This is a genomic window from Streptomyces spiralis (genome assembly GCF_014654675.1).
Taxonomy (GTDB): Bacteria; Actinomycetota; Actinomycetes; order Streptomycetales; family Streptomycetaceae; genus Streptomyces; species Streptomyces spiralis.
In genome coordinates, this window is the sequence record NZ_BNBC01000043.1 from 1 (window position 1) to 19,513 (window position 19,513).

The window sequence follows — 19,513 nt, forward strand, 5'->3', positions numbered from 1 at the left end:
GACAATGCAGCATCGGGGCGAGGGATTTCACTCCGGTGCGGTGAGCCGGGCCGGGGGTCCGGGGGTTGGCCCCCGGAGAACGCAGCATCGGGGCGAGGGATTTCACTCCGTGAAGTGACCCGAGCTCCCTCTGATCCAGGGCAGGGGCCTCCTCGTGTGGGACGGGAGGCCCCTGCCCGGCTGTGTCCGTCCGGCTGTTCTCACCCGGCCAGCACGTCCAGCAGCCGGTCCACGTCGGCGGCCGAGTTGTAGAGGTGGAACGCGGCCCGCAGGTTGCCCGCCCGGTCGGACACCTCGATGCCGGCGGCACTCAACTCGCCCTGGCGGTGGCCGAGTCCGGGTACGGACACGATCGCGGAGCCCGGCGCCGGAACCGGCTCGTGCCCGAGGGAGCCGAGCCCCTTGCGGAACCGCTCGGCGAGCGCGACGTCGTGGGCGTGGACGGCGTCCGCGCCCAGTTCCTCGATCAGTTCGAGGGAGGTGCGCAGCCCGGCGTAGGTGAACAGGGCGGGACTGACGTCGAACCGCCGGACGGCGTGGGCGAGTTCGGTGACCGGGCCGTAGCAGCTGTCCCAGGGCCGCTCACCGGCGGACCAGCCGGCGAGCAGCGGGGTGAGCCCGCCGAAGCCGTCGGCGGCGCCCGGACCGACGAAGAACGTGGCGCCGTGCGGGCCCATGAGCCACTTGAAGCCGACGGCGGCGAGGAAGTCGTAGCCGTCCGGGTCGACGCGCAGCCAGCCGACCGACTGGGAGGCGTCGACGTAGACGCGGGCACCGTGCGTCCGGGCGGCGGCGCGCACCGCGGGCAGGTCGGCGAGGCGGCCGTCGGCGGACTGGGCGGCGCTGACCGCGACGAGCGCGGTGCCGGGCCGGACGGACTCGGCGAGCCGCTCCAACGGGACGACGCGCACCGTGAGGTCCGCGCGCATGTGGAAGGGGTTCACCAGCGAGGAGAAGTCGGCCTCGGCGGTGAGGACTTCGGCCCCGGCGGGCAGCGAGGCGGCGATCAGGGCGCCGTACTCGGCGACGGAGGCGCCGGTGGCCACCCGCTCCACCGGCACGCCGGCCAGCCGGGCGAAGGACGCCCGGACGGCTTCCACGTCCTCGTAGAGGGAACCGAGCGGCCTGCCCTCGGCCCGTAGCCGCACCGCCCGGTGCAGGGCGGTCACGGTGCGGGCCGGGAGCAGGCCGTTGCTGGCGGTGTTCAGGTAGGTGTTCTTCGGGGCGAACTCGGCACGGACGAGGGTCTCGAAGGTCTCCATGGGACCACTGTGCGGCCCCGTGAAGTCGAAGTCCATCGCAGAATTCTGCGCGAAGCTCCCAAGGAACGCTTATGCATGGGCGCTGACCTGCGCGTTCAGGAAGCGCTCAGTGCTGCGGCACCGCGCATCCGTCCGGCCCGCAGGCCTCGGCGCCGTCGTCGTCGAGCAGGGTCAGCGGGGGGCGGTCGCCCCACGCCTGGGTGAGCGCCCGGGTGAACACCTCGGCGGGCTGGGCGCCGGAGACGCCGTACTTCCGGTCGAGCACGAAGAACGGCACGCCGGTGGCGCCGAGCTGGGCGGCCTCGCGTTCGTCGGCGCGGACCTCGTCGGCGTAGGCGGTGGGGTCGGCGAGCACCGTGCGGGCGGCGTCGGCGTCGAGCCCGGCGGCGACGGCAAGCTCGACCAGCCGTTCGTCGCCCTCGGTGAAGACGGACCGCTCCTCGGCGAAGTTCGCCCGGTAGAGCGCGTCCAGCAGTGCGGTCTGCCGGCCCTGCTCCTCGGCGAAGTGGAGCAGGCGGTGCATGTCGAAGGTGTTGCCGTGGTCGCGGCCCCGGGTGCGGTACTCCAGGCCCTCCGCGGCGGCCTGCGCGCCCAGGTTGTCCTCACCGGCCTGCGCCTGAGCCTCGCTCATCCCGTACTTCCGGGTGAGCATGGTGAGCACGGGCGTCACATCGCCCTTGGCCCGGTGCGGGTCCAGCTCGAACGAGCGGTGCACCACCTCGACCTGCTCACGGTGCGGGAAGGCAGCCAGCGCCTTGTCGAAACGGGCCTTTCCGACGTAGCACCAGGGACAGGCGATATCGGTCCAGATTTCGACACGCATACTCTCGGCTCTTCTCCAGCTCGCACGGCCACGGAGACTCTCTCCGCCGGTACCTGAACCTTCAACCAGCCCGCTTCATTCCCCGGCCCCGGCCACGACGTACCGCAGGAACAGACGGTGGTCCCCCTCGGCAGGCGGCCTCTCCGCGTCGGGGACCCAGCCCCGGCGGACGTAGAAGGCCTGGGCACGGGCGTTGTCCGCACGCACCTCCAGGACGGCCGCCCGCCTGCCGTCGGCCCGCCACTGCTCCACGCAGGCCCGGTGCAGAGCCGTGCCGATGCCGGTACGGGCGGGCGCCGCCGGTTTCAGGCCGGACCCGGCCGGATCAGCTGCCGTCCCGCAGGTCGTCCGGCCGGATCAGCTGCCGTCCCGCAGGTCGTCCGGCCAGGTCGGGCGGAACTCGAGGTGGTCGTAGGTCACCACGCAGCCCTCGCCCAGGGGTGACTGGGTCATGAAGCCGATCAGGGCCGCGCCCGTCTCCTTCTCGTCGCCCAGGGTGAACAGGCGCACGAAGGTCCAGTGCTTGCCGTCGCGGGAGGCGTGGAAGGCGAAGGCGCGGCCGGTGCGGCTCACCCGCAGCCACACCGAGCTGCCCTCGACCGTGAAGGAGTTGGCGTCGTCGGAGTGCCCCCGGGTGACCACCGTGCAGATGGTGGGCACGTTCGGGGAGTACTCCAGGCAGAGCTTGGCCCAGGCGCGCTCGCCGACGTGGACGTAGAGCACGCCCGCGTCGAAGGACGCGTTGAAGCCGACCGTGACCCGGGCGATCAGCTGGAAGTCGCCCTCGGGCGCCCCGAGGAGGCGGGGCGCGTCGGAGGCGGGGTCCAGGGCCTCACCGGTGGGCGGGACGAAACGGTCCTGCCGGGGACCCGCCCAGCCGGTGAGCACTCCGTCCTCGTAGGACCAGTGGCCGTCCGGGCCGTAGGTGCGCAGGGCGAAGGGGAGTTCGGGGAGTTCTACGTCCATGGCCGGAGTCTCCCAGTTCTTCCCGCGCCGTACGGCCCGGGGGGTCAGCGTTCCAGGCGGCCGTCGTAGCGGCGGGGCAGACCCAGCGGGTTGTCGTCGCGCAGCTCCGGCGGCAGCAGCGCCTCGGGGGCGTTCTGGTACGTCACCGGCCGCAGCCAGCGCTCGATCGCCGTGCCGCCCACGGACGTGGACGTGGAGGTGGTCGCCGGGTAGGGGCCGCCGTGGTGCTGGGCGGGAGCCACGGCGACACCGGTCGGCCAGCCGTTGACGAGGACGCGTCCGGCGAGCGGGGTCAGCTCGGCGAGGAGCTCCGCGCCGCGTCCCTCGCCGGCCGCCTCCTCGGCGGACAGGTGCACGGTCGCGGTGAGGTTGCCGGGGAGCCGGGAGAGGACCGTCGTGGCCTCGCCGTCGTCGGTGTAGCGGGCCACCACGGTGACCGGTCCGAAGCACTCCTCCAGCAGCAGGTCGTGGTCGCCCGCACGGGCCAGCCGCTCGGCCGGGACGGTGAGGAAGCCGGCGCTCACCGTGTGCTCGCCGCCCGCGCCCGGGGTGACCGGCGAGTCCACGTCGGTCAGTTCGGCGCGCTCGGCGATGCCGGCGAGGAAGTTGTCGCGCATGCGGTGGTCGAGCAGGACGCCGGCATCGGTGTCGCTGACGGCGTCCGTCAGGGACTTCACCAGGTTGTCGCCCGCCGCGCCCGCCGGGACCAGCACCAGGCCGGGCTTGACGCAGAACTGTCCGACGCCGAGCGTCATCGACCCGGCGAGCCCGGCGCCGATGGCCTCCGCCCGCTCCGCGGCGGCGGCCTCGGTGACGAGGACGGGGTTCAGGGAGCCCAGCTCGCCGTGGAAGGGGATCGGCACCGGCCGCGCCGCCGCCGCGTCGAACAGGGCCCGGCCGCCGCGTACGGAGCCGGTGAAGCCCGCGGCGGCCACCAGCGGGTGCCTGATCAGCTCGATGCCCGCCTCGAAGCCGTGCACCAGCCCGAGCACGCCCTCGGGGATGCCGTGCTCGGCGGCGGCGGACCGCAGCACCCTGGCGACCAGCTCGGACAGCGCCGGGTGGTCGGGGTGGGCCTTGACGACCACCGGGCATCCGGCGCCCAGCGCGCTCGCGGTGTCGCCGCCGGCGACCGAGAACGCGAACGGGAAGTTGGAGGCGGAGTAGACGGCGACGACGCCGAGCGGCACCTTGTAGCGGCGCAGGTCCGGCACCGGCGGGGTGGCGGTGTCGTCGGGGTGGTTGATGATCACGTCGAGGAAGGCGCCCTCGTCGACGATGCCCGCGAAGGCCCGCAGCTGGTAGCAGGTCCGGGCGAGTTCGCCGGTGAGCCGGACCGGGCCGAGCGCGGTCTCGGCGTCCGCGGCCTCCACGAGCTGGTCCCGGGCCGCCTCGAGGCGGTCGGCGGCCGTGCGCAGGAAGGCGGCCCGCACGGTGCGGTCGGCGAGGGCGCCGCGCGCCGCGTGCGCGGCCCGGACGGCGGCGTCCACCTCCTCCGCTGTGGCCTCCACCGCAACCTGTTCCCGCTGCTTCCCGGTACGGGGATCGACGCTCCAGACTGGTGCTGCTGCCACCGCGGGTCCCTCCACATGTCTTGCCGCAGTACGTGGGTCATCCGTCAGGGACGTTCGATATACTGAACACTGTCTCTGATGATGAATATGCTCCCGGAGACTATATCTTCAGGTCCTCGTCGAACGAAGGGGTCAAGGGCGATGGCGGCAGGCGAGACGGGCGGCGGGGCGCAGGTCAAGTCCGCGGTGCGGACCGTGGAATTGCTGGAGTACTTCGCCGGCCGCCCCGGCATGCACTCCCTGGCCGCGGTCCAGGAGGCCGTCGGCTATCCCAAGTCCAGCCTGTACATGCTGCTGCGCACACTCGTCGAGCTGGGCTGGGTGGAGACGGACGCGACCGGCACCCGGTACGGCATCGGGGTGCGCGCGCTGCTGGTGGGCACCTCCTACATCGACGGCGACGAGGTGGTCGCGGCGGCCCGGCCGACTCTGGACCGCCTCTCCGACGACACCACGGAGACCATCCACCTGGCCCGTCTGGACGGCACCAACGTCGTCTACCTGGCCACCCGCCAGTCGCAGCACTACCTGCGCCCGTTCACCCGCGTCGGCCGCCGCCTGCCCGCCCACTCCACCTCGCTCGGCAAGGCGCTGCTGAGCACGTACACCGACGAGCAGGTCCGCAAGATGCTCCCGGAGACGCTGCCCGCGCTGACCGAGCACACCATCACCGACCGCGAGAAGCTCATCGAGGAGCTGCACCAGATCCGCGAGCAGGGCTACGCTGTCGACCGTGAGGAGAACACGCTGGGCCTGCGCTGCTTCGGCGTGGCGATCCCGTACCGCACCCCGGCCCGCGACGCCATCAGCTGCTCGATCCCCGTGGCGCGCCTGACGCCCGCGCACGAGCAGATGGTGAAGGATGCCCTCTTCGACGCCCGTGACCGCCTGACGCTCGCCACCCGGAGGCTGTGAGCCATGGAAGTCGTGCTCCGCGAGGTCCACGACAGCGATCTGCCCGTGTTCTTCCGGCAGATGAACGATCCCGAGTCCCTGCGGATGGCCGCCTTCACCCCGCAGGACCCGGCCGACCGGGACGCCTTCGACGCCCACTGGGCCAAGGTGCGCACCTCCTCCGTCGTGCTGCGCACGATCCTGGCCGACGGTGACGTGGTGGGCAGCGCCGCGGTCTACGGCGAGCCGGGCGAACGGGAGGTCACCTACTGGGTGGACCGCGCCTACTGGGGGCAGGGCGTCGCCACGGCCGCGCTGCGCGCCCTGCTGACCGAGGTCCCCGAACGCCCGCTGTACGCCCGGGCGGCCTCGGACAACGCCGGCTCGCTGCGGGTGCTGGAGAAGTGCGGCTTCCAACGGACCGCGACGGCCCGGGGGTACGCCCAGGCACGCGGGGAGGAGATCGACGAGACGGTGCTCACCCTGCGCGGCTGACACGGCCGAGGGCCGCGAACGCCTTGTGGGCGGACGGGCAGGCGCCGTAGGGGCGTACGGCGCCTCCCCCGCGCGACGGAGGCGCATCGTCGGTGTGCAGGAGGCCCCGGGCGCGGTGCCCGCGGGAGCGTGGAGGCATGACCGAGTCGCTCGCCCGTCCGCCCGCCACCGCCGAGGCTCCCACCGCCGACACCCCCGCCGCCGTCCTCGACCGTCCGCGCCGCGTGCTGCGGGCCGTCGCGATCGCGGCCTGCGTGCCGTACCTCTCGCTCAAGGCCGCCTGGGTCGCGGGGAGCCGCGTCGGGATCCCGGACGGCAGCACGCTGCTGGAGCACCGCACGACCATGGCCGTCGCCAACACCGCCGGCGTGCTCCTGGACGGGGCCGTGATCGTGCTGGCGCTGCTGCTGACCCGGCCGTGGGGGCTGCGGGTGCCGGCCTGGCTGCTCGCCCTGCCGGCGTGGGTGGCCACGGGGCTGCTCACGCCGATCATGACGGGCTACCCGCTGCAGTTGCTGGTGCGCGCGCTGGGCGGGGCGGTGGACAGGCCGTCCGGCACCGGCCGCCGGCCGTTCCTGCACGAGTGGGTGTTCGGGGTGGTGTACACCGGCTTCATCGTGCAGGGTCTGGCCCTCGGCGTGCTGTTCCTGCTCTACGCCCGGGACCGCTGGGGGCATGTGTGGCGCGGGCGGGTGGGAGAGCTGCCCGCCGGGGCGGTCGGGCCGGCGCAGCGCGCGTGCGCCGTGGCGGCCTGCGCGTTAGCCCTGTTCCCGCTGGTGATGCACCTGGCGTGGGCGTGCGGCGGCACCGCGGGACTCAGCGCGGGCCGGGTCGCGGACCGGACGTCCGACTTCCACGTCCTGGAGGCGACCGACGTCTGCTTCGTCCTCGCCGCCGTCGCCGGCGCCGTTCCGCTCGCCTTCCGGCGCGGCCGCCGGCTGCCGGTGGCCGTGCCGCTCGCGCCGGCCTGGGTGGGCTCGGGCGTCCTGGTCTGCTGGGGCGGCTGGCTGTCGCTGGCCTCACTGACCTCCGTGGAGGACCCCGCCGACCGGCCCACACCGCTGATGAACCTCGTCTACGCTGTCCAGATGATCAGCGGCTTCCTGGTGGCGGCCCTGGGCGCGCACTTCCTCGCCGAGCGCTCGGCCGAACACGCGGGGCAACAGGACCGGCGGGTGGCGTGAGGGGGTTCTTCCGGCCGCTGCTGGGCCGTGTGGCGCGCCGCCGCTGGATCCATCTGATCCTCGGCGGCGCGCTCGTCATGCCGTACGTCCTGGTGGGCGCGGTGATCGTCGGCCCGGTCAGCGGCTCGTCGGACGTGTTCACCTCGCTGCCGCTGCAACTGGCCTCATTCGCCGTCGGGTTGCCGCTGGCCGCGATCACCTCGCTGTTCCCGCTGACCCGGCCGATGTCGGTTGCGGCGGTGCGCGCGCTGTGCGGGGTGGACGCCGGCTCCCTGGCCGACGGGCCCGCCCGGAGCCGGGCCGCGAAGGGGCGTACGGCGGCCTGGTTCACGCTGCACCTCGGACTCGGCGGGATCGTCTCCGGCATGTCGTTGTCGGTGCCGCCGTTCGGGGCGGTGCTGATCGCGCTGCCCGTCTTCGCGGGCCTGCGCGACACCCGGCTCGGCCTGCCCGAAGTCCTGGGCCGCCCCTGGGGGTTGGCGCTGGCTCCGGTCGCGGGCGCGGCGACCCTGCTCGCGCTCGCCGGCTGCGCGGCGGGCTGCGGCGCCCTCCTCGCCCGCTGGGCGCCGGCCCTGCTCGGGCCCGGCCTCGAGGACCGGCTGGCCGCCGCCGAGGCCCGCGCCGCCGACCTCGCCGTGCGCAACCGGCTCGCCCGTGAGCTGCACGACTCCGTGGGCCACGCGCTCAGCGCCGTCACCCTCCAGGCGAGCGCGGCCCGCCGCCTCCTCGACACCGACCCGGAGTTCGTACGGGAGGCGCTCGCCGCGATCGAGGACACCACACGGCGCACGGTGGGGGAACTCGACGCCGTCCTGGGTGTGCTGCGGGACGGCGACGCCCCCGGAACGGCCCCGGCGCCCACCCTCGCCGCCGACCTCGACGGACTGCTGCGCCGCACCCGCGCCGACGGTCCGCCCATCACCGCCGAGGTGGACACCGACCCCTGGGCGCTGCCCCCGGTGGTCTCCCGCGAGGCCTACCGCATCGTCCAGGAAGGTCTGAGCAACGCGCTCAAGCACGCGGGCGGACAGGTCCCGGTCACGGTCCGGATCGAGGCCGTGGACGGGCACCTGGAGATCACCGTCGAGAACCCGCTGGGGCAGGGGCCGTCGGCGGCCGCCGCCCGGCCCGGCGGCGGCCACGGCCTGCGGGGCGTCGCGGACCGCGCCCGGCTGCTCGGCGGCGCCGCGCACGCGGGCGAGGCGGACGGAGCGTGGCGCCTGTGGGTACGACTGCCGCTGAAGGGACCCGTATGACGGTCGAAGGGACCCGTATGACGAGCGAGCCGCTGCCGCAGGAACCACCGGCGAACGAGCCGCTCATCCGGATCGTGCTCGCCGACGACGAGCGCATGGTCCGCACCGCTCTGCGGGCCATCCTGGCCGCCGAGCCGGACCTGACGGTCGTCGGGGAGGCGACGACCGGCGCCGAGGCGGTGTCCGTCGTGCGCGAGACTCGGCCCGACGTGGTCCTCATGGACGTGCGCATGCCCGAGGTCGACGGCATCCGGGCCACCGAGCAGATCCTCGCCACGCTCACCCCGGCCCCGCCCCGGATCGTGGTCGTCACCACCTTCGAGAACGACTCCTACGTCTACGACGCGCTGCGCGCCGGAGCCGCCGGGTTCCTGCTCAAACGGGCGGAGGCCGACACCCTGGTGCAGGCGGTGCGGCTCGTCGCGCGCAGCGACACCCTGCTGTTCCCGTCGGCCGTACGGGCGCTGGCCGAGGAGCACGCGCGCGCGTCCGTGGCACCGCCGGCCTGGGTGGCGCGGCTCACCGTCCGCGAGGGCGAGGTGCTGCGGCTGATGGCGGCCGGGCTGACCAACGCGGAGATCGCCCGGCACATGGAGGTCGGCCCCGCCACCGTCAAGACGCATGTGGCGGGGGTGCTGGCGAAGACCGGCGCCCGGGACCGCACCCAGGCGGTGATCGCCGCCTACGAGGCGGGCTTCATGAACGTCCGATGAGAAACCGGGCGGACGGGAACGTTCCGCCCCTTCCCCCTCGTCCTCCACTGGGATGAACGGGATGAACAAGACGATCAGGCGGGCGTCCGTCTTCACACTGCTGCTCGTGTTCGCGCTGCTGGCCAGGGCCACATGGGTGCAGTTCTACGACGGCAAGGCCCTCGCCGACGACAAGGACAACCGGCGCAGGGCGATCGAGACGTACGCGCAGCCGCTGGGCAACATCGTCGTGGCCGGCAGCTCGATCACCGGCTCGGCCGAGACCAGCGGCGACCTGAAGTACAAGCGGACGTACGTCGACGGCAAGCTGTACGCGGCGGTCACGGGCTACAGCTCGCAGGTCTACGGCGCGACCCAGCTGGAGGGCATCTACCAGGACCTCCTGGACGGCACGGACACCCGGCTGAAGAACCCGCTCGACGCCCTCACCGGCAAGCGGGCCACGCCCGGCGACGTGATCACGACGATCGACCCGGACGTGCAGAAGGCCGCCTACGAGGCGCTCGGCGACAAGAAGGGCGCCGCCGTCGCGATCGACCCGGCCACCGGGAAGCTCCTCGCGGTGGTCTCCACACCGTCGTACGACCCCACCGTGCTCAGCGCCGGCGACGGCGACGCCTGGAAGAAGCTGACCAAGGACTCCGACAAGCCGATGACGAACCGCGCGCTGCGCCAGCCGCTGCCGCCGGGCTCGACGTTCAAGCTGGTCGTGGCGGCGGCCGCGCTGGAGGACGGGCTGTACTCGTCGGTCGACGTGAGGACGGACAGCCCGGACCCCTACACGCTGCCGGGCACCACACGGGTGCTGTCGAACGAGAACCCGAGCGCCCCCTGCGAGAACGCCACCATCCGCACCGCACTGCAGTACTCCTGCAACAACGTCTTCGCGAAGATGGCCGTCGACCTGGGCCAGGACAAGGTGCGGGCGATGGCCGAGAAGTTCGGCTTCGACGACGAGTCACAGGACGTGCCGGTGCGCGCCTACCCGAGCGTGTACCCCTCCGGCATGGACAAGGCGCAGACCGCGCTGACCGGCATCGGTCAGTTCGACGTCACCGCCACCCCGCTCCAGATGGCGATGGTGTCGGCGGCCATCGCCCACGGCGGCGAGCTCGTCTCCCCGCACATGGTGTCGCGGACCACCGACGGCGACGGCGACGTGCTGCGGAACTACGACGACTCCACCGACAGCAAGCGGATCATCAGCTCCCGCACCGCCGAGCAGTTGCGGTCGGCGATGCGCACGGTGGTCGAGCAGGGCACCGGCACCAACGCCCGGATCCCCGGTGTGACGGTGGGCGGCAAGACGGGCACGGCCCAGCACGGCGAGAACAACAGCAAGGTGCCCTACGCCTGGTTCACGTCCTACGGCACCTCGCAGGCGACGGGCAAGCAGGTCGCGGTCGCGGTGGTCGTCGAGCAGTCGGATGCGGCCCGCTCGGAGGTCAGCGGCAACGGCCTGGCGGCACCGGTGGCCAAGGCGATGATGCAGGCGGCCCTCGCCGGCTAAAGGGTGTTGCAGAAGGCCTGGTGGCGGCGTGTCTGGGTGATGGCTAACCCTGCTGTTTCACCCTGTCATGGCGAGGTTGTGCATGGTGGCGACGGCCTGGACGGCCTGGTGGAGGCCGTCGCCTCTCTGGCGGCAGTCGCGGAGGATCTTCCAGTCGGGCCGCGCGGACCGGGGCGATCGGCCGGCTGCGGGTGGCCGGGGCGACGGCCGCGGTCGCGGGGGTGCTGGCGGTGGGCGGCTACGCGGTGTCGTCCGCGGTACGGGACACCCCCGGCCGCAGCGGCAGACCGTGGCGGTCCCGCCGGCGCCCAGCCCCGTGCCGTCCCCGGACGCCGGTCCCGCCACCGCCGAGCGGGACGGTCCGCTGCGGGCGGACGCCTCGGTGGACCCGCACAGCAACGACTACTGGGCGCAGAGCGACATCACCCTCAGGACCTCCGAGCCGCTGACCGCGCTCACCGTGCGGCTGGAGGTCGCCCAGACCGGCGGGGTGGCCTCGACCGCGGCCTGGCGGTCGCTCCCCGAGTCGGACTTCACCCTCACGGTCGGCGAGCGGAACGGGTTCCTCGTCTACACCTGGACGCTCAAGAGCGGGCGTACGGTCCCGGCGGGCACGTGGGTGTTCGCGGGGCAGTACGACCACGACCGCGGCGGCCGGACCGCGCGGGAGGACCGCTACACGGCGACGGCCACCGCGCAGGGCCGGCACCGGTCGGTGACCGGCGACTTCACGCCGCGCGACGGCGACGGCACCTCGCCCGACGGCGCCGCACCCGGCGGCACCGCGCCCGGCGCAGACCCGTAGCGGATCGGCCGCCGGACGCCGTGCCGCCCGCGCGCCGTGCGGCTCAGCCGACGAAGTACGTCGGGTTGGGCAGCTTGTAGGTGCGGTCGGCGTAGCCGCCGTCGAGATCGGAGTACTGGTCGCCGAAGTTGGCGACGATGTCGTACCCGAGGTCCTCGATGTGCTTGCGGGTACCGGACTTGTACTGGACGGTGGTGCACTTCCAGGCGCCCGGGGTGGCACAGCCGCTCAGGTACGCCGGCGGGTTGGCCGCGTCCTTGAGGAACATGTGGTCGGCGTCGAGGTTGACGTCGGCGCCGACCTTCTTCAGGTTCTCCACGGCGGCGGAGCGCTGGGCCTCGCTCAGGCCCGAGTTGTAGAAGACGGTGACGCCCTTGCTCGCGGCGTACCGCACGAGCTCGGGGCTGCCGAAGACCTCGGGCCGGTCGGCCTGGTTGACGTAGGCCGCCCAGGTGGCGCTGTTGTAGCCGTAGTTGTTCTTCTTCTCGTAGTCCAGGCTGAGCAGCAGCGTGTCGTCGATGTCGAACACGACGGCCGGCTTGTGGCCCTTGTGCCCGGCCTGGAGGGCCGCCTTGTCGATGTACCGCTTGGCGTCGGCGTCGATGCGCGCCAGGTCCTTGGCGTACGGGCTGTCCGGGGACGCCTGGTAGACGCCGTTGGCGTCCGGCGTGGTGCCGTAGTAGGTGTCGATGTCCTTGGTCAGCAGCCCGATGTTGTAGGGCTCGTGGGTGGAGTTGGCGGTGGACTGCCCGGCAGTGGCGGCACCGGCGCCGTAGAGGGCACCACCGGCGACGGCACAGGCCGCGGCGACGGCGGCGACTCTGAGGGACTTCCGCATGGGATCTCCGGATCTGGTCGATGGACGTGACCGGTGAGATCGCGCCAAACACATGACGCGACACCAGGTCACGGACTGTCTACGCGCATTGCGCACCAGTCGCGAGGGGCGTTACCCGATCGATACGCAATTCCTTCACACGCGGCATTGCCCGCACATGATTGCGACATGACCTCCCCTTGACCCGCCTCCCCTAGGGTCGTGAGCCGCGATCGCGAACGGGGGAAGGACTGTCAGGTGGGGGAAGGCAAGGACCCGAGCAAGGTCCTGGACATCAAGACCGCCGACATCAAACGGGCGGCACCGGACTTCCACAAGGGCGCAGAGGACCTGAGCAAGGCCCTGACCGTGCTCGTCAAGTCCCTTGACGGACTGGGCGAACCCTGGGGGCACGACAAGCAGGGGAACGAGTTCGGCGACGCCTACAAGCCGCTGCAGAAGAAGATCGAGAGCTCGGCGGGCATCCTGGTGCTGGGCCTGACGAGCATTCACGAGGCCATGGTCGACATGGCGGACGGCCACGTGGACAACGACCGGCTCATCGCGGGCATCTTCACGGACGTGAAGGTCGACGGCAAGCACGGCGGTGCCGGTGAGCGTTGAGGACGAGGCCCGCAAGATCCTTCTGAAGCTGGGCCTGTGGTGGCCGGAAGCCGACTCCGGCAAGCTGCGGGACGCGGCGAAGGCCTGGCGGACCTTCGCGGAGTCGGTCGACGACGTCCGGGGACCCGTGCACCGCAGCGCGTCGTCGATCATCCACCACAACACGGGCCACGCGATCGACGCGTTCGAGAAGTTCTGGGGCCGTTACGCCAGGGGCCAGGACGGCGGCTGGCTCAGCGACCTCGCCGAATCCGCGCGGGAGATGGCCAAGGCGCTGGACAAGTTCGCCGACGCGATCGACGACGCCATCCACAAGCTCTGGGTGCAGATAGGCATCGACGCCGCCGTCATCGCCGGTGGCGTGGCGCTGGCGTTCTTCACGGCGGGATTGGCGTCGGGTGCCGCGGTGGCCGTCGCCGACGCGATCGTGGAACTCGGCGCCACTCTGGGGGTGGCCGTCTCCGCGACGGTGGCGGAGATCGCGGCGGGCACCCTGGTCGCCGCCGCCTTCGGCGGGGTGGAGTCGGTCACCGTCGACCTCGCCGTCGCCCAGCCCCTGAAGATGGCCACCGGTCTGCAGCACGGCCTGAGCCTCGACGAGATCAACCAGGCCGCCAAGGACGGCATGATCTTCGGCGGCGCGCTGGGCGCGGGCGGCGGCGTGCTGAAGGCGGGTCTCGAGGGCGGGCTGGGCGACATCACCCCGCCGCTGCTGCGCCCGCCGTCGCTCCGCCCGGACCTGGTGGAACTGGGCCCGGCGGCCCGCAACGCCGAGCGCACCCCCTGCGTCGGCGAGCCGATCGACGTGGCGACCGGCGCGATGCTGATGACGCAGACGGACCTGAGCCTGCCGGGGGCGCTGCCGCTGGAGTTCACACGCACCCACCTGTCGTCGTACCGCGGCGGCGTCTGCTTCGGCCCCACCTGGATCTCCACTCTCGACGAGTGCCTCCAGATCGACGGCGAGGGCGTCGTCTTCGCCGCGGCGGACGGCATGCGCCTGGTGTACCCGGTCCCCGAGCCGGGCGTGCCCACACTGCCCGTGAAGGGCGCCCGCTGGCCACTGGAGTGGGACGGCAAGCCGGACGGCGCGATGACGGTGACGGACCCGGCGACGGGCGTCGTCCGCACCTTCGCCGCGCCGGTCCCGGCGGCCTCCTTCGGCACCTTCCATCTGCCGCTGGAGTCCTGGAGCGACCGCAACGGCAACCGGATCGACATCGAGCGCGACGACGACGGCGTACCGTTCGGCATCCGCCACTCGGGCGGCTCCTACGTGGCCGTCGACACCTGGGGCCCGCGCATCACCGCCCTGCGCCTCCTGGACGAGCCCCCGTCCCGCTACGGCGCCGAGAGCCCGGCCGACGAGGGCACGGTCGTCATGCGCTACGGCTACGACCGGTCCGGCAACCTCACGGAGGTCGTCAACTCCAGCGGTGAGCCGATGAGGTTCACCTACGACGCCGACGGCAGGACGACCCGCTGGACCGACCGCAACGGCACCTGGTTCTCCTACGTCTACGACGAGCGCGGTCGCGTGACCCGAACCGACGGCGTGGACGGCATCCTGTCCGGCACCCTGACCTACGACGACACGGCCCGCACGACGACGTACACGGACTCGCTCGGCCACACCTCCGTCCACGAGTACAACGCCGAGGGCCTGGTGGTGGCGGAGACGGACCCGCTGGGGAACGTCACACGCACGGGGTGGGACGAGTACGGGTCGCGGCCGGTCGCGGTGACCGATCCCCTGGGGCACACGACACGGTACGCGTACGACGAGGCCGGCAACCTCACGGAACTCACCCTGCCGGACGGCTCGTCGGCGCGGGCCGCCTACAACGCCTTCGGCCTGCCCACCGAGGTCGTCGAGCCGGGCGGCGCCACCTGGCGCCACACGTACGACGCCCGGGGGAACCTGCTGACGACGGTCGACCCGGCCGGAGCCGAGACGCGCTACGCGAACGACGAGTCGGGACGCCCCACCGCCATCACCAACGCCCTGGGCCACACCCGCACCGTGGCCTACGACGGGGCAGGTCTGCCCATAGCGCTGACCGACGAACTCGGCCACACCACGACCGTCCGCCGGGACGCCTTCGGCCGGGTCGTCGAGGTGACCGACCCCCTGGGCCACACCACCCGCATGAAGTGGACGGTGGAGGGCAAGCCGGCCTGGCGGGAGTACCCCGACGGCACCCGCGAGTCCTGGACGTGGGACGCCGAGGGCAACCTGCTCGGTCACACGGACCCGGCCGGAAACACCACACACCAGACCGCCGCACCGTTCGACCTCCCCGCGACACGCACCGATCCGGACGGTGCGAGGTACGCGTTCGCCTACGACACCGAGCTGCGCCTGACCGGCGTCACCAACCCTCAGGGCCTGACCTGGTCCTACCGCTACGACGAGGCGGGGCGGCTGGTCGCGGAGACGGACTTCGACGGCCGGACGCTGACGTATGCGCACGACGCGGCGGGCAGGCTTGCCTCCCGTACCAACGGCGCCGGAGAGACCCTGCTCTTCACGCGTGACGTAGTGGGCCGGGTGGTGGAGCAGCGGTGTGCCTCGGGCGGCGGCATCACCACGTTCGACTACGGTCCGGACGGCGCCCTCGTGCGAGCCACCGGTGCGGACGCCGAAGTGGCACTGGAGCGGGACGCGTTGGGCCGCGTGCTGTCCGAAACGGTGAACGGACGCACAACGACGTACGGCTACGACGCCCTGGGACACAGGACACGCCGCGTGACGCCCTCCGGGCTCGCCTCTGACTGGACGTACGATCCGGCTGGACGCCCGGTCGCCCTGTACTCGGCGGCGGGTGGGCTGGAATTCTCGTACGACGCCGCAGGACGTGAGACGCAGCGCCTCCTGGCCGAGGGAGTAACGCTTACACAGGACTGGAGCGAGACGGGGCGGCTGACGACACAGGTCCTGACCAGCACACCCCGAGCGACAGGCGCCGATCGACTGCTCCAGCACCGGACCTACGTTCACCGAGCAGACGGCTACCTGACCGAGATCCGCGAGTTGACCTCGGGGACCCGCTGCTTCGAGCTGGACGGCGTGGGCCGGGTCACCGCCGTGCGCGCGCACGGCTGGACCGAGACCTACACGTACGACGCGGCCGGCAACGTGGTGCAGGCCGGTGCTCCTTCCCACGACACGTCGGGAGAACGGGAGTTCGACGGCGCCCTCATCCGCTCGGCCGGGCGTACCACGTACCAGCACGACGCCCAGGGGCGCCTCGTGCGCAGGACGCGCAGACTCCTCAACGGCCAGTCACGTGTCTGGGTCTACTCCTGGAACGCCGAGGACCGCTTGACGGGCGTTGTCACCCCGGACGGTGTCCAATGGCACTACGCCTACGATCCGCTGGGCCGACGCGTGTCCAAACATCGTGTCGTCGAGGACGGCTCGGTGGCGGACCGCACGGAGTTCACCTGGGACGACACGACACTGGCCGAACGGACGGCCCCGGACGGTGCCGTGACGACGTGGGAGTACGCACCGGGCACGCATCGCCCGGTGGCCCAGACCGATCACAGGCCGTCGGCCCCGTCGGCCAACACGTCCTACCTGGCCCGGCTGGCCGCGGAGTCGGACCCGGCCGGCACCGCCCGTTTCCATGCCGTGGTCACGGACTCGGTCGGCACGCCCACAGAACTGGTCTCCCCGTCCGGAGACCTGGTCTGGCAGCGCCGCACCGGCCTCTGGGGCACCCGCCTTCCGGCGCCTGACGAGAGGGCGCCCACGGTGGACTGCCCACTGCGCTTCCCGGGCCAGTACGCCGACCCCGAGACCGGCCTGCACTACAACCTGCATCGCTACTACGACCCCGAGCTCGCCCGGTACATCACTGCGGACCCACTCGGGCTGGAGCCCGCGCACAACCCGTACGCCTACGTGGCGAACGCCCTGGGCTGGACGGATCCCCTGGGTCTGGCCCCCAAGTGCGGCATCGACCTCTCGAACGCGACCCCGCACAGTGGCCGTTTCCCCCAGTCGGCGAAGCCCGACGAGATCCTGGTACGTCGAAAGGACGACGGAACCGTGACGGCCTACGCTGTCTACGACGATCAGGGGCTACCCATCAAACGTGTCGATGTGGACCCGAATTCGAAGCCGCATGGCGGAGTGCCGGCGCCGCATGTGCTGGAGACACGCAAGAACGTCAATCCCCGAACCGGGCAGGTGTTCCTGACCTGGAACAAGATGCCGCGACCCGCCCGGCCCGATGAACTTCCTCAATGAGGGAGAGGAGGAATCCCATGGACCCGCAGAGTATTCCGGAAGTAAGACGGTGGACGCAGGAGACGGGCGGAGACACCGACTATCTGGACTACCTTTCGCAGCGGGCAGGCCTCGGCGACTGGGCTGCCTTGTCGCGTGTGCTCATGCCGGAATTCGTGGAAGTGGCGGGCTGTGTCCTGTGGGACCGTGTGTACGCCCCGGACAACTTCCGGACGTGGCACGAGCACCTGAAGGGCGACGCCACAGCGATCGAAGCGACGCTGAATCAGCTCCGCCTGTGGCTGTACATCGACATCCCAGAGGACCAGGAATCCGAGAGGGGTGCCCTCGCTCTGGCGGAGGACATCGCCGCCTCCTGGCGTCGCTCCTTGCGCGAGGCTTTCCCGGATCGCGCTTTCGAGGTCAGCGCGACCGAAACCGAGGACGGTCCTGTCGTGAGTTTTGTGACAATGCGATGACGAGCACAAGAGTGATGCAGCATCTCACCATCGGAATGAACGGAGGTACGCGGTGACCACCGTCGTCTTCGCCGTGGGCGGCCTCCTCGCCCTGTGGTGCGGTGTGAACTGGGCGTTCGACGTGCGCGGGATCACCACGCGCCGGGCCGAGCGGATCCGTCGCAGGAACGAGGGCCTGTGGGCGGCGAGCGGGCGTCTCGGCGGGTCGCCGACCCTGTTCGCGACGCCCGGATACCTGCGGTTCCTGGGCACGCTCATGGCGGGGGCGGGACTTGTGCTGCTGGTCGCCGCGTACGCCCTGTGGCGCCTGGGCTGAGTCCCGCCGCCCGCCGCTCCTCGCCGGGCCAGCGGGCCCTCCACGGCGCCCAGTCGCCCAGGTACGCCGACCTCGTCGCCCAATCTGCCTCGGGCCCGGGTGGGTTGGGGACGGATCTCCGGGACCGTGATCGCCGCGCCCGGGCCCGTGTTGTGGTAGTGATCACGGCTTTCCCGAGGAGTTGGAACTGATGGAGCAGGTCGCCTGCGCCCATTGCGGCCAGGACTGGGTTCGCTGCTATGTACGCAAGGACACCGGCCAAAGGTTCTTCATGTGCCCTGAATGTGAGTCCGTCTGGGACTTGGAGGATGACCTCCACGAAGACACAGACATGTACCTCAGCGAATATCTGCCCAGAGACCCTGCGAAGGACTGGGAGATCATCACTCAATGCACATGAGTGCCTACGCCGAGGCCGACAGTCGCGCCGTGATCACCGTGCAGTTCACCGTTCGCCCCGGCCAGGGCCGACCCAGCGGATTCGACCTGGGAGACATCCACGTCACCGGCGATCTCGGCACGGCGCAGTCGGCGGGACACTCCCCGGACCAAGGCATGATGATCTACCTGTCTGTCGTGCAACTCCTGGACGGCCTGGGTACCTTTCTGCGAAGCAGCGCCAAGTCATACGCGTTCACCGGCGTCGACACTTCCTTCGGTCTTGTCTTCCGGCGCGCGAAGGACGGCCTGTCCGTCGCCACGAAGGACGGTCTCATCGCCCGCACGACCACACCCGAGCTCGCTGCGGCGATCGCATCCGCTGCCGAAGCCTTGTCCCGCGCTCTCCCACCAGAGGATGCGGCATCGTCCGACTACCAGGACGCTCTGTCGGCGTTCCGCCCGCTCGCCTCGGAAGACCGTGCATGAAGTACGTCACGGCCGTCTGGGAATCCGGCGGGTTCTACGTGGACCCGAGAGCCTATCTGGCCGAACTCCCCAAGCTGCTTGATCGGTTGCCGGCCGGTGCCTCGGCTTTCGCCTCCGACCCCGGACATTACGACATCGCGGCCGCCACCCGGTGTGTGAAGGACCTGGAGCCGGCCGGGGTCCACCTCGCCACCGACAGGAGCGGCGGACTCGTCCTGGAATTCGCGCCCAACAGGTTCAAGCACGACTCCGGCCTGCGCATCACCTATTCGGGAGTGCGGCACTTCTCCGTCGACTACGCCCACGCCATTGACTGGATGCCGGTCGACACCGTGCTCCTCGACGAGATCCTCCCGGACGAGGACGGCGGCTGCCTGCACGAGATCGCACTGACCGACGCGTCCATCACTGTGCGCTGCCGGGACCTGGAGGCGGTATGGGGAAGTGGTGCTGAGGCGTGATCGACGTGACCTGGGCGTTCGACGTACGCGGGATCACCACGCGCCGGGCCGAGCGGATCCGTCGCAGGAACGAGGAGCTGTGGGCGGCGAGCGGGCGTCTCGGCGGGTCACCGACCTTGTTCGCGACGCCCGGATACCTGCGGTTCCTGGGCACGCTCATGGCGGGGGCGGGACTTGTGCTGCTGGTCGCCGCCTACGCCCTGTGGCGCCTGGGCTGAGCGCGCCCGCCC

At 71.7% G+C, this 19,513-nt stretch carries 19 protein-coding genes and 2 pseudogenes; 14 read left to right on the forward strand and 7 right to left on the reverse strand.

Annotation, left to right across the window (positions count from 1 at the left end):
* Nucleotides 1-200: 200 nt before the first annotated feature.
* From IE318_RS33395 to IE318_RS33415, 5 genes are all read right to left on the reverse strand, one after another.
* Nucleotides 201-1,298 (reverse strand): aminotransferase class V-fold PLP-dependent enzyme, encoded by a 1,098-nt coding sequence (locus tag IE318_RS33395; RefSeq protein ID WP_229903916.1) that lies wholly within the window; start codon nt 1,296-1,298, stop codon nt 201-203.
* Nucleotides 1,299-1,368: 70 nt separating this feature from the next.
* Nucleotides 1,369-2,085 carry a DsbA family oxidoreductase gene (locus IE318_RS33400; protein WP_030180099.1) on the reverse strand — a complete coding sequence of 239 codons (717 nt, stop codon included), beginning with the start codon at nt 2,083-2,085 and terminating at the stop codon, nt 1,369-1,371.
* 75 nt (nt 2,086-2,160) lie between these two features.
* On the reverse strand, nt 2,161-2,394 hold the full coding sequence (locus IE318_RS33405; RefSeq protein WP_189906489.1) for a GNAT family N-acetyltransferase: 234 nt from the start codon (nt 2,392-2,394) through the stop codon (nt 2,161-2,163).
* Between the two features lie 48 nt (nt 2,395-2,442).
* Nucleotides 2,443-3,051, reverse strand: a complete 609-nt coding sequence (locus IE318_RS33410; protein ID WP_030180093.1) for a DUF1349 domain-containing protein — start codon at nt 3,049-3,051, stop codon at nt 2,443-2,445.
* Between the two features lie 44 nt (nt 3,052-3,095).
* The gene (locus IE318_RS33415; RefSeq protein WP_078917410.1) at nt 3,096-4,625 is read right to left on the reverse strand and encodes an aldehyde dehydrogenase (NADP(+)); all 1,530 of its coding nucleotides are present in this window, start codon (nt 4,623-4,625) and stop codon (nt 3,096-3,098) included.
* 141 nt (nt 4,626-4,766) lie between these two features.
* Here IE318_RS33415 and IE318_RS33420 point away from each other — a divergent pair, with 141 nt between their 5' ends.
* The 6 genes from IE318_RS33420 to IE318_RS33445 all read left to right on the forward strand — a co-directional run bounded on the left by IE318_RS33420 (nt 4,767) and on the right by IE318_RS33445 (nt 10,677).
* Nucleotides 4,767-5,540 (forward strand): IclR family transcriptional regulator, encoded by a 774-nt coding sequence (locus tag IE318_RS33420; RefSeq protein ID WP_030180087.1) that lies wholly within the window; start codon nt 4,767-4,769, stop codon nt 5,538-5,540.
* 3 nt (nt 5,541-5,543) lie between these two features.
* Entirely contained in the window at nt 5,544-6,014 is a 471-nt protein-coding gene (locus tag IE318_RS33425; protein WP_030180085.1) for a GNAT family N-acetyltransferase, read from the forward strand.
* 137 nt (nt 6,015-6,151) lie between these two features.
* Nucleotides 6,152-7,198 (forward strand): hypothetical protein, encoded by a 1,047-nt coding sequence (locus IE318_RS33430; protein ID WP_229903917.1) that lies wholly within the window; start codon nt 6,152-6,154, stop codon nt 7,196-7,198.
* Nucleotides 7,195-8,454: a sensor histidine kinase gene (locus IE318_RS33435; RefSeq protein WP_189906393.1), complete on the forward strand. Its 1,260-nt coding sequence runs from the start codon at nt 7,195-7,197 to the stop codon at nt 8,452-8,454. Before IE318_RS33430 ends, IE318_RS33435 begins: the two co-directional genes overlap by 4 nt.
* 17 nt (nt 8,455-8,471) lie before the next feature.
* Entirely contained in the window at nt 8,472-9,167 is a 696-nt protein-coding gene (locus IE318_RS33440) for a response regulator transcription factor (protein ID WP_189906493.1), read from the forward strand.
* Between the two features lie 61 nt (nt 9,168-9,228).
* Nucleotides 9,229-10,677: a peptidoglycan D,D-transpeptidase FtsI family protein gene (locus tag IE318_RS33445; protein ID WP_189906395.1), complete on the forward strand. Its 1,449-nt coding sequence runs from the start codon at nt 9,229-9,231 to the stop codon at nt 10,675-10,677.
* 57 nt (nt 10,678-10,734) lie between these two features.
* Here the strand turns inward: IE318_RS33445 and IE318_RS45500 are convergent.
* Nucleotides 10,735-10,830, reverse strand: a pseudogene (locus tag IE318_RS45500) (IS5/IS1182 family transposase); the annotation flags it as partial.
* On the opposite strand from IE318_RS45500, the pseudogene IE318_RS33450 reads away from it, so the two are divergent.
* Nucleotides 10,797-11,482: pseudogene (locus IE318_RS33450) on the forward strand (hypothetical protein); the annotation flags it as partial. The pseudogenes IE318_RS45500 and IE318_RS33450 sit on opposite strands and share 34 nt — an antisense overlap.
* A gap of 43 nt (nt 11,483-11,525) precedes the next feature.
* On the opposite strand, the gene IE318_RS33455 reads toward IE318_RS33450, so the two are convergent.
* Nucleotides 11,526-12,320 carry an HAD family acid phosphatase gene (locus IE318_RS33455; protein ID WP_189906397.1) on the reverse strand — a complete coding sequence of 265 codons (795 nt, stop codon included), beginning with the start codon at nt 12,318-12,320 and terminating at the stop codon, nt 11,526-11,528.
* Nucleotides 12,321-12,557: 237 nt separating this feature from the next.
* On the opposite strand from IE318_RS33455, the gene IE318_RS33460 reads away from it, so the two are divergent.
* The 7 genes from IE318_RS33460 (at nt 12,558) to IE318_RS33490 (ending at nt 19,501) form a co-directional block, all read left to right on the forward strand.
* Nucleotides 12,558-12,923, forward strand: coding sequence for a hypothetical protein (locus IE318_RS33460; protein WP_030180069.1), 366 nt, complete (start codon nt 12,558-12,560; stop codon nt 12,921-12,923).
* Entirely contained in the window at nt 12,913-17,181 is a 4,269-nt protein-coding gene (locus IE318_RS33465) for a DUF6531 domain-containing protein (protein ID WP_189906399.1), read from the forward strand. Before IE318_RS33460 ends, IE318_RS33465 begins: the two co-directional genes overlap by 11 nt.
* A 17-nt stretch (nt 17,182-17,198) precedes the next feature.
* On the forward strand, nt 17,199-17,639 hold the full coding sequence (locus IE318_RS33470) for a hypothetical protein (protein ID WP_189906401.1): 441 nt from the start codon (nt 17,199-17,201) through the stop codon (nt 17,637-17,639).
* A 52-nt stretch (nt 17,640-17,691) separates the two neighbouring features.
* Entirely contained in the window at nt 17,692-17,955 is a 264-nt protein-coding gene (locus IE318_RS33475; RefSeq protein WP_189906403.1) for a hypothetical protein, read from the forward strand.
* Between the two features lie 396 nt (nt 17,956-18,351).
* The gene (locus tag IE318_RS33480; protein ID WP_189906405.1) at nt 18,352-18,822 is read left to right on the forward strand and encodes a hypothetical protein; all 471 of its coding nucleotides are present in this window, start codon (nt 18,352-18,354) and stop codon (nt 18,820-18,822) included.
* Complete coding sequence (locus IE318_RS33485) at nt 18,819-19,283, forward strand: hypothetical protein (RefSeq protein ID WP_189906406.1); 465 nt, start codon at nt 18,819-18,821, stop codon at nt 19,281-19,283. The genes IE318_RS33480 and IE318_RS33485 overlap by 4 nt, the downstream gene beginning before the upstream one ends.
* Nucleotides 19,280-19,501: a hypothetical protein gene (locus IE318_RS33490; protein WP_189906408.1), complete on the forward strand. Its 222-nt coding sequence runs from the start codon at nt 19,280-19,282 to the stop codon at nt 19,499-19,501. Before IE318_RS33485 ends, IE318_RS33490 begins: the two co-directional genes overlap by 4 nt.
* The last annotated feature ends 12 nt before the right edge of the window (nt 19,502-19,513 follow it).

Coding starts and splice junctions, on each gene's coding strand:
- IE318_RS33395 (WP_229903916.1), bottom strand. CDS start 1,298: ATGGACTTCGACTTCACGGGGCCGCACAGTGGTCCCATGGAGACCTTC.
- IE318_RS33400 (WP_030180099.1), bottom strand. CDS start 2,085: ATGCGTGTCGAAATCTGGACCGATATCGCCTGTCCCTGGTGCTACGTC.
- IE318_RS33410 (WP_030180093.1), bottom strand. CDS start 3,051: ATGGACGTAGAACTCCCCGAACTCCCCTTCGCCCTGCGCACCTACGGC.
- IE318_RS33420 (WP_030180087.1), top strand. CDS start 4,767: ATGGCGGCAGGCGAGACGGGCGGCGGGGCGCAGGTCAAGTCCGCGGTG.
- IE318_RS33425 (WP_030180085.1), top strand. CDS start 5,544: ATGGAAGTCGTGCTCCGCGAGGTCCACGACAGCGATCTGCCCGTGTTC.
- IE318_RS33430 (WP_229903917.1), top strand. CDS start 6,152: ATGACCGAGTCGCTCGCCCGTCCGCCCGCCACCGCCGAGGCTCCCACC.
- IE318_RS33440 (WP_189906493.1), top strand. CDS start 8,472: ATGACGAGCGAGCCGCTGCCGCAGGAACCACCGGCGAACGAGCCGCTC.
- IE318_RS33445 (WP_189906395.1), top strand. CDS start 9,229: ATGAACAAGACGATCAGGCGGGCGTCCGTCTTCACACTGCTGCTCGTG.
- IE318_RS33455 (WP_189906397.1), bottom strand. CDS start 12,320: ATGCGGAAGTCCCTCAGAGTCGCCGCCGTCGCCGCGGCCTGTGCCGTC.
- IE318_RS33470 (WP_189906401.1), top strand. CDS start 17,199: ATGGACCCGCAGAGTATTCCGGAAGTAAGACGGTGGACGCAGGAGACG.
- IE318_RS33480 (WP_189906405.1), top strand. CDS start 18,352: ATGAGTGCCTACGCCGAGGCCGACAGTCGCGCCGTGATCACCGTGCAG.
- IE318_RS33485 (WP_189906406.1), top strand. CDS start 18,819: ATGAAGTACGTCACGGCCGTCTGGGAATCCGGCGGGTTCTACGTGGAC.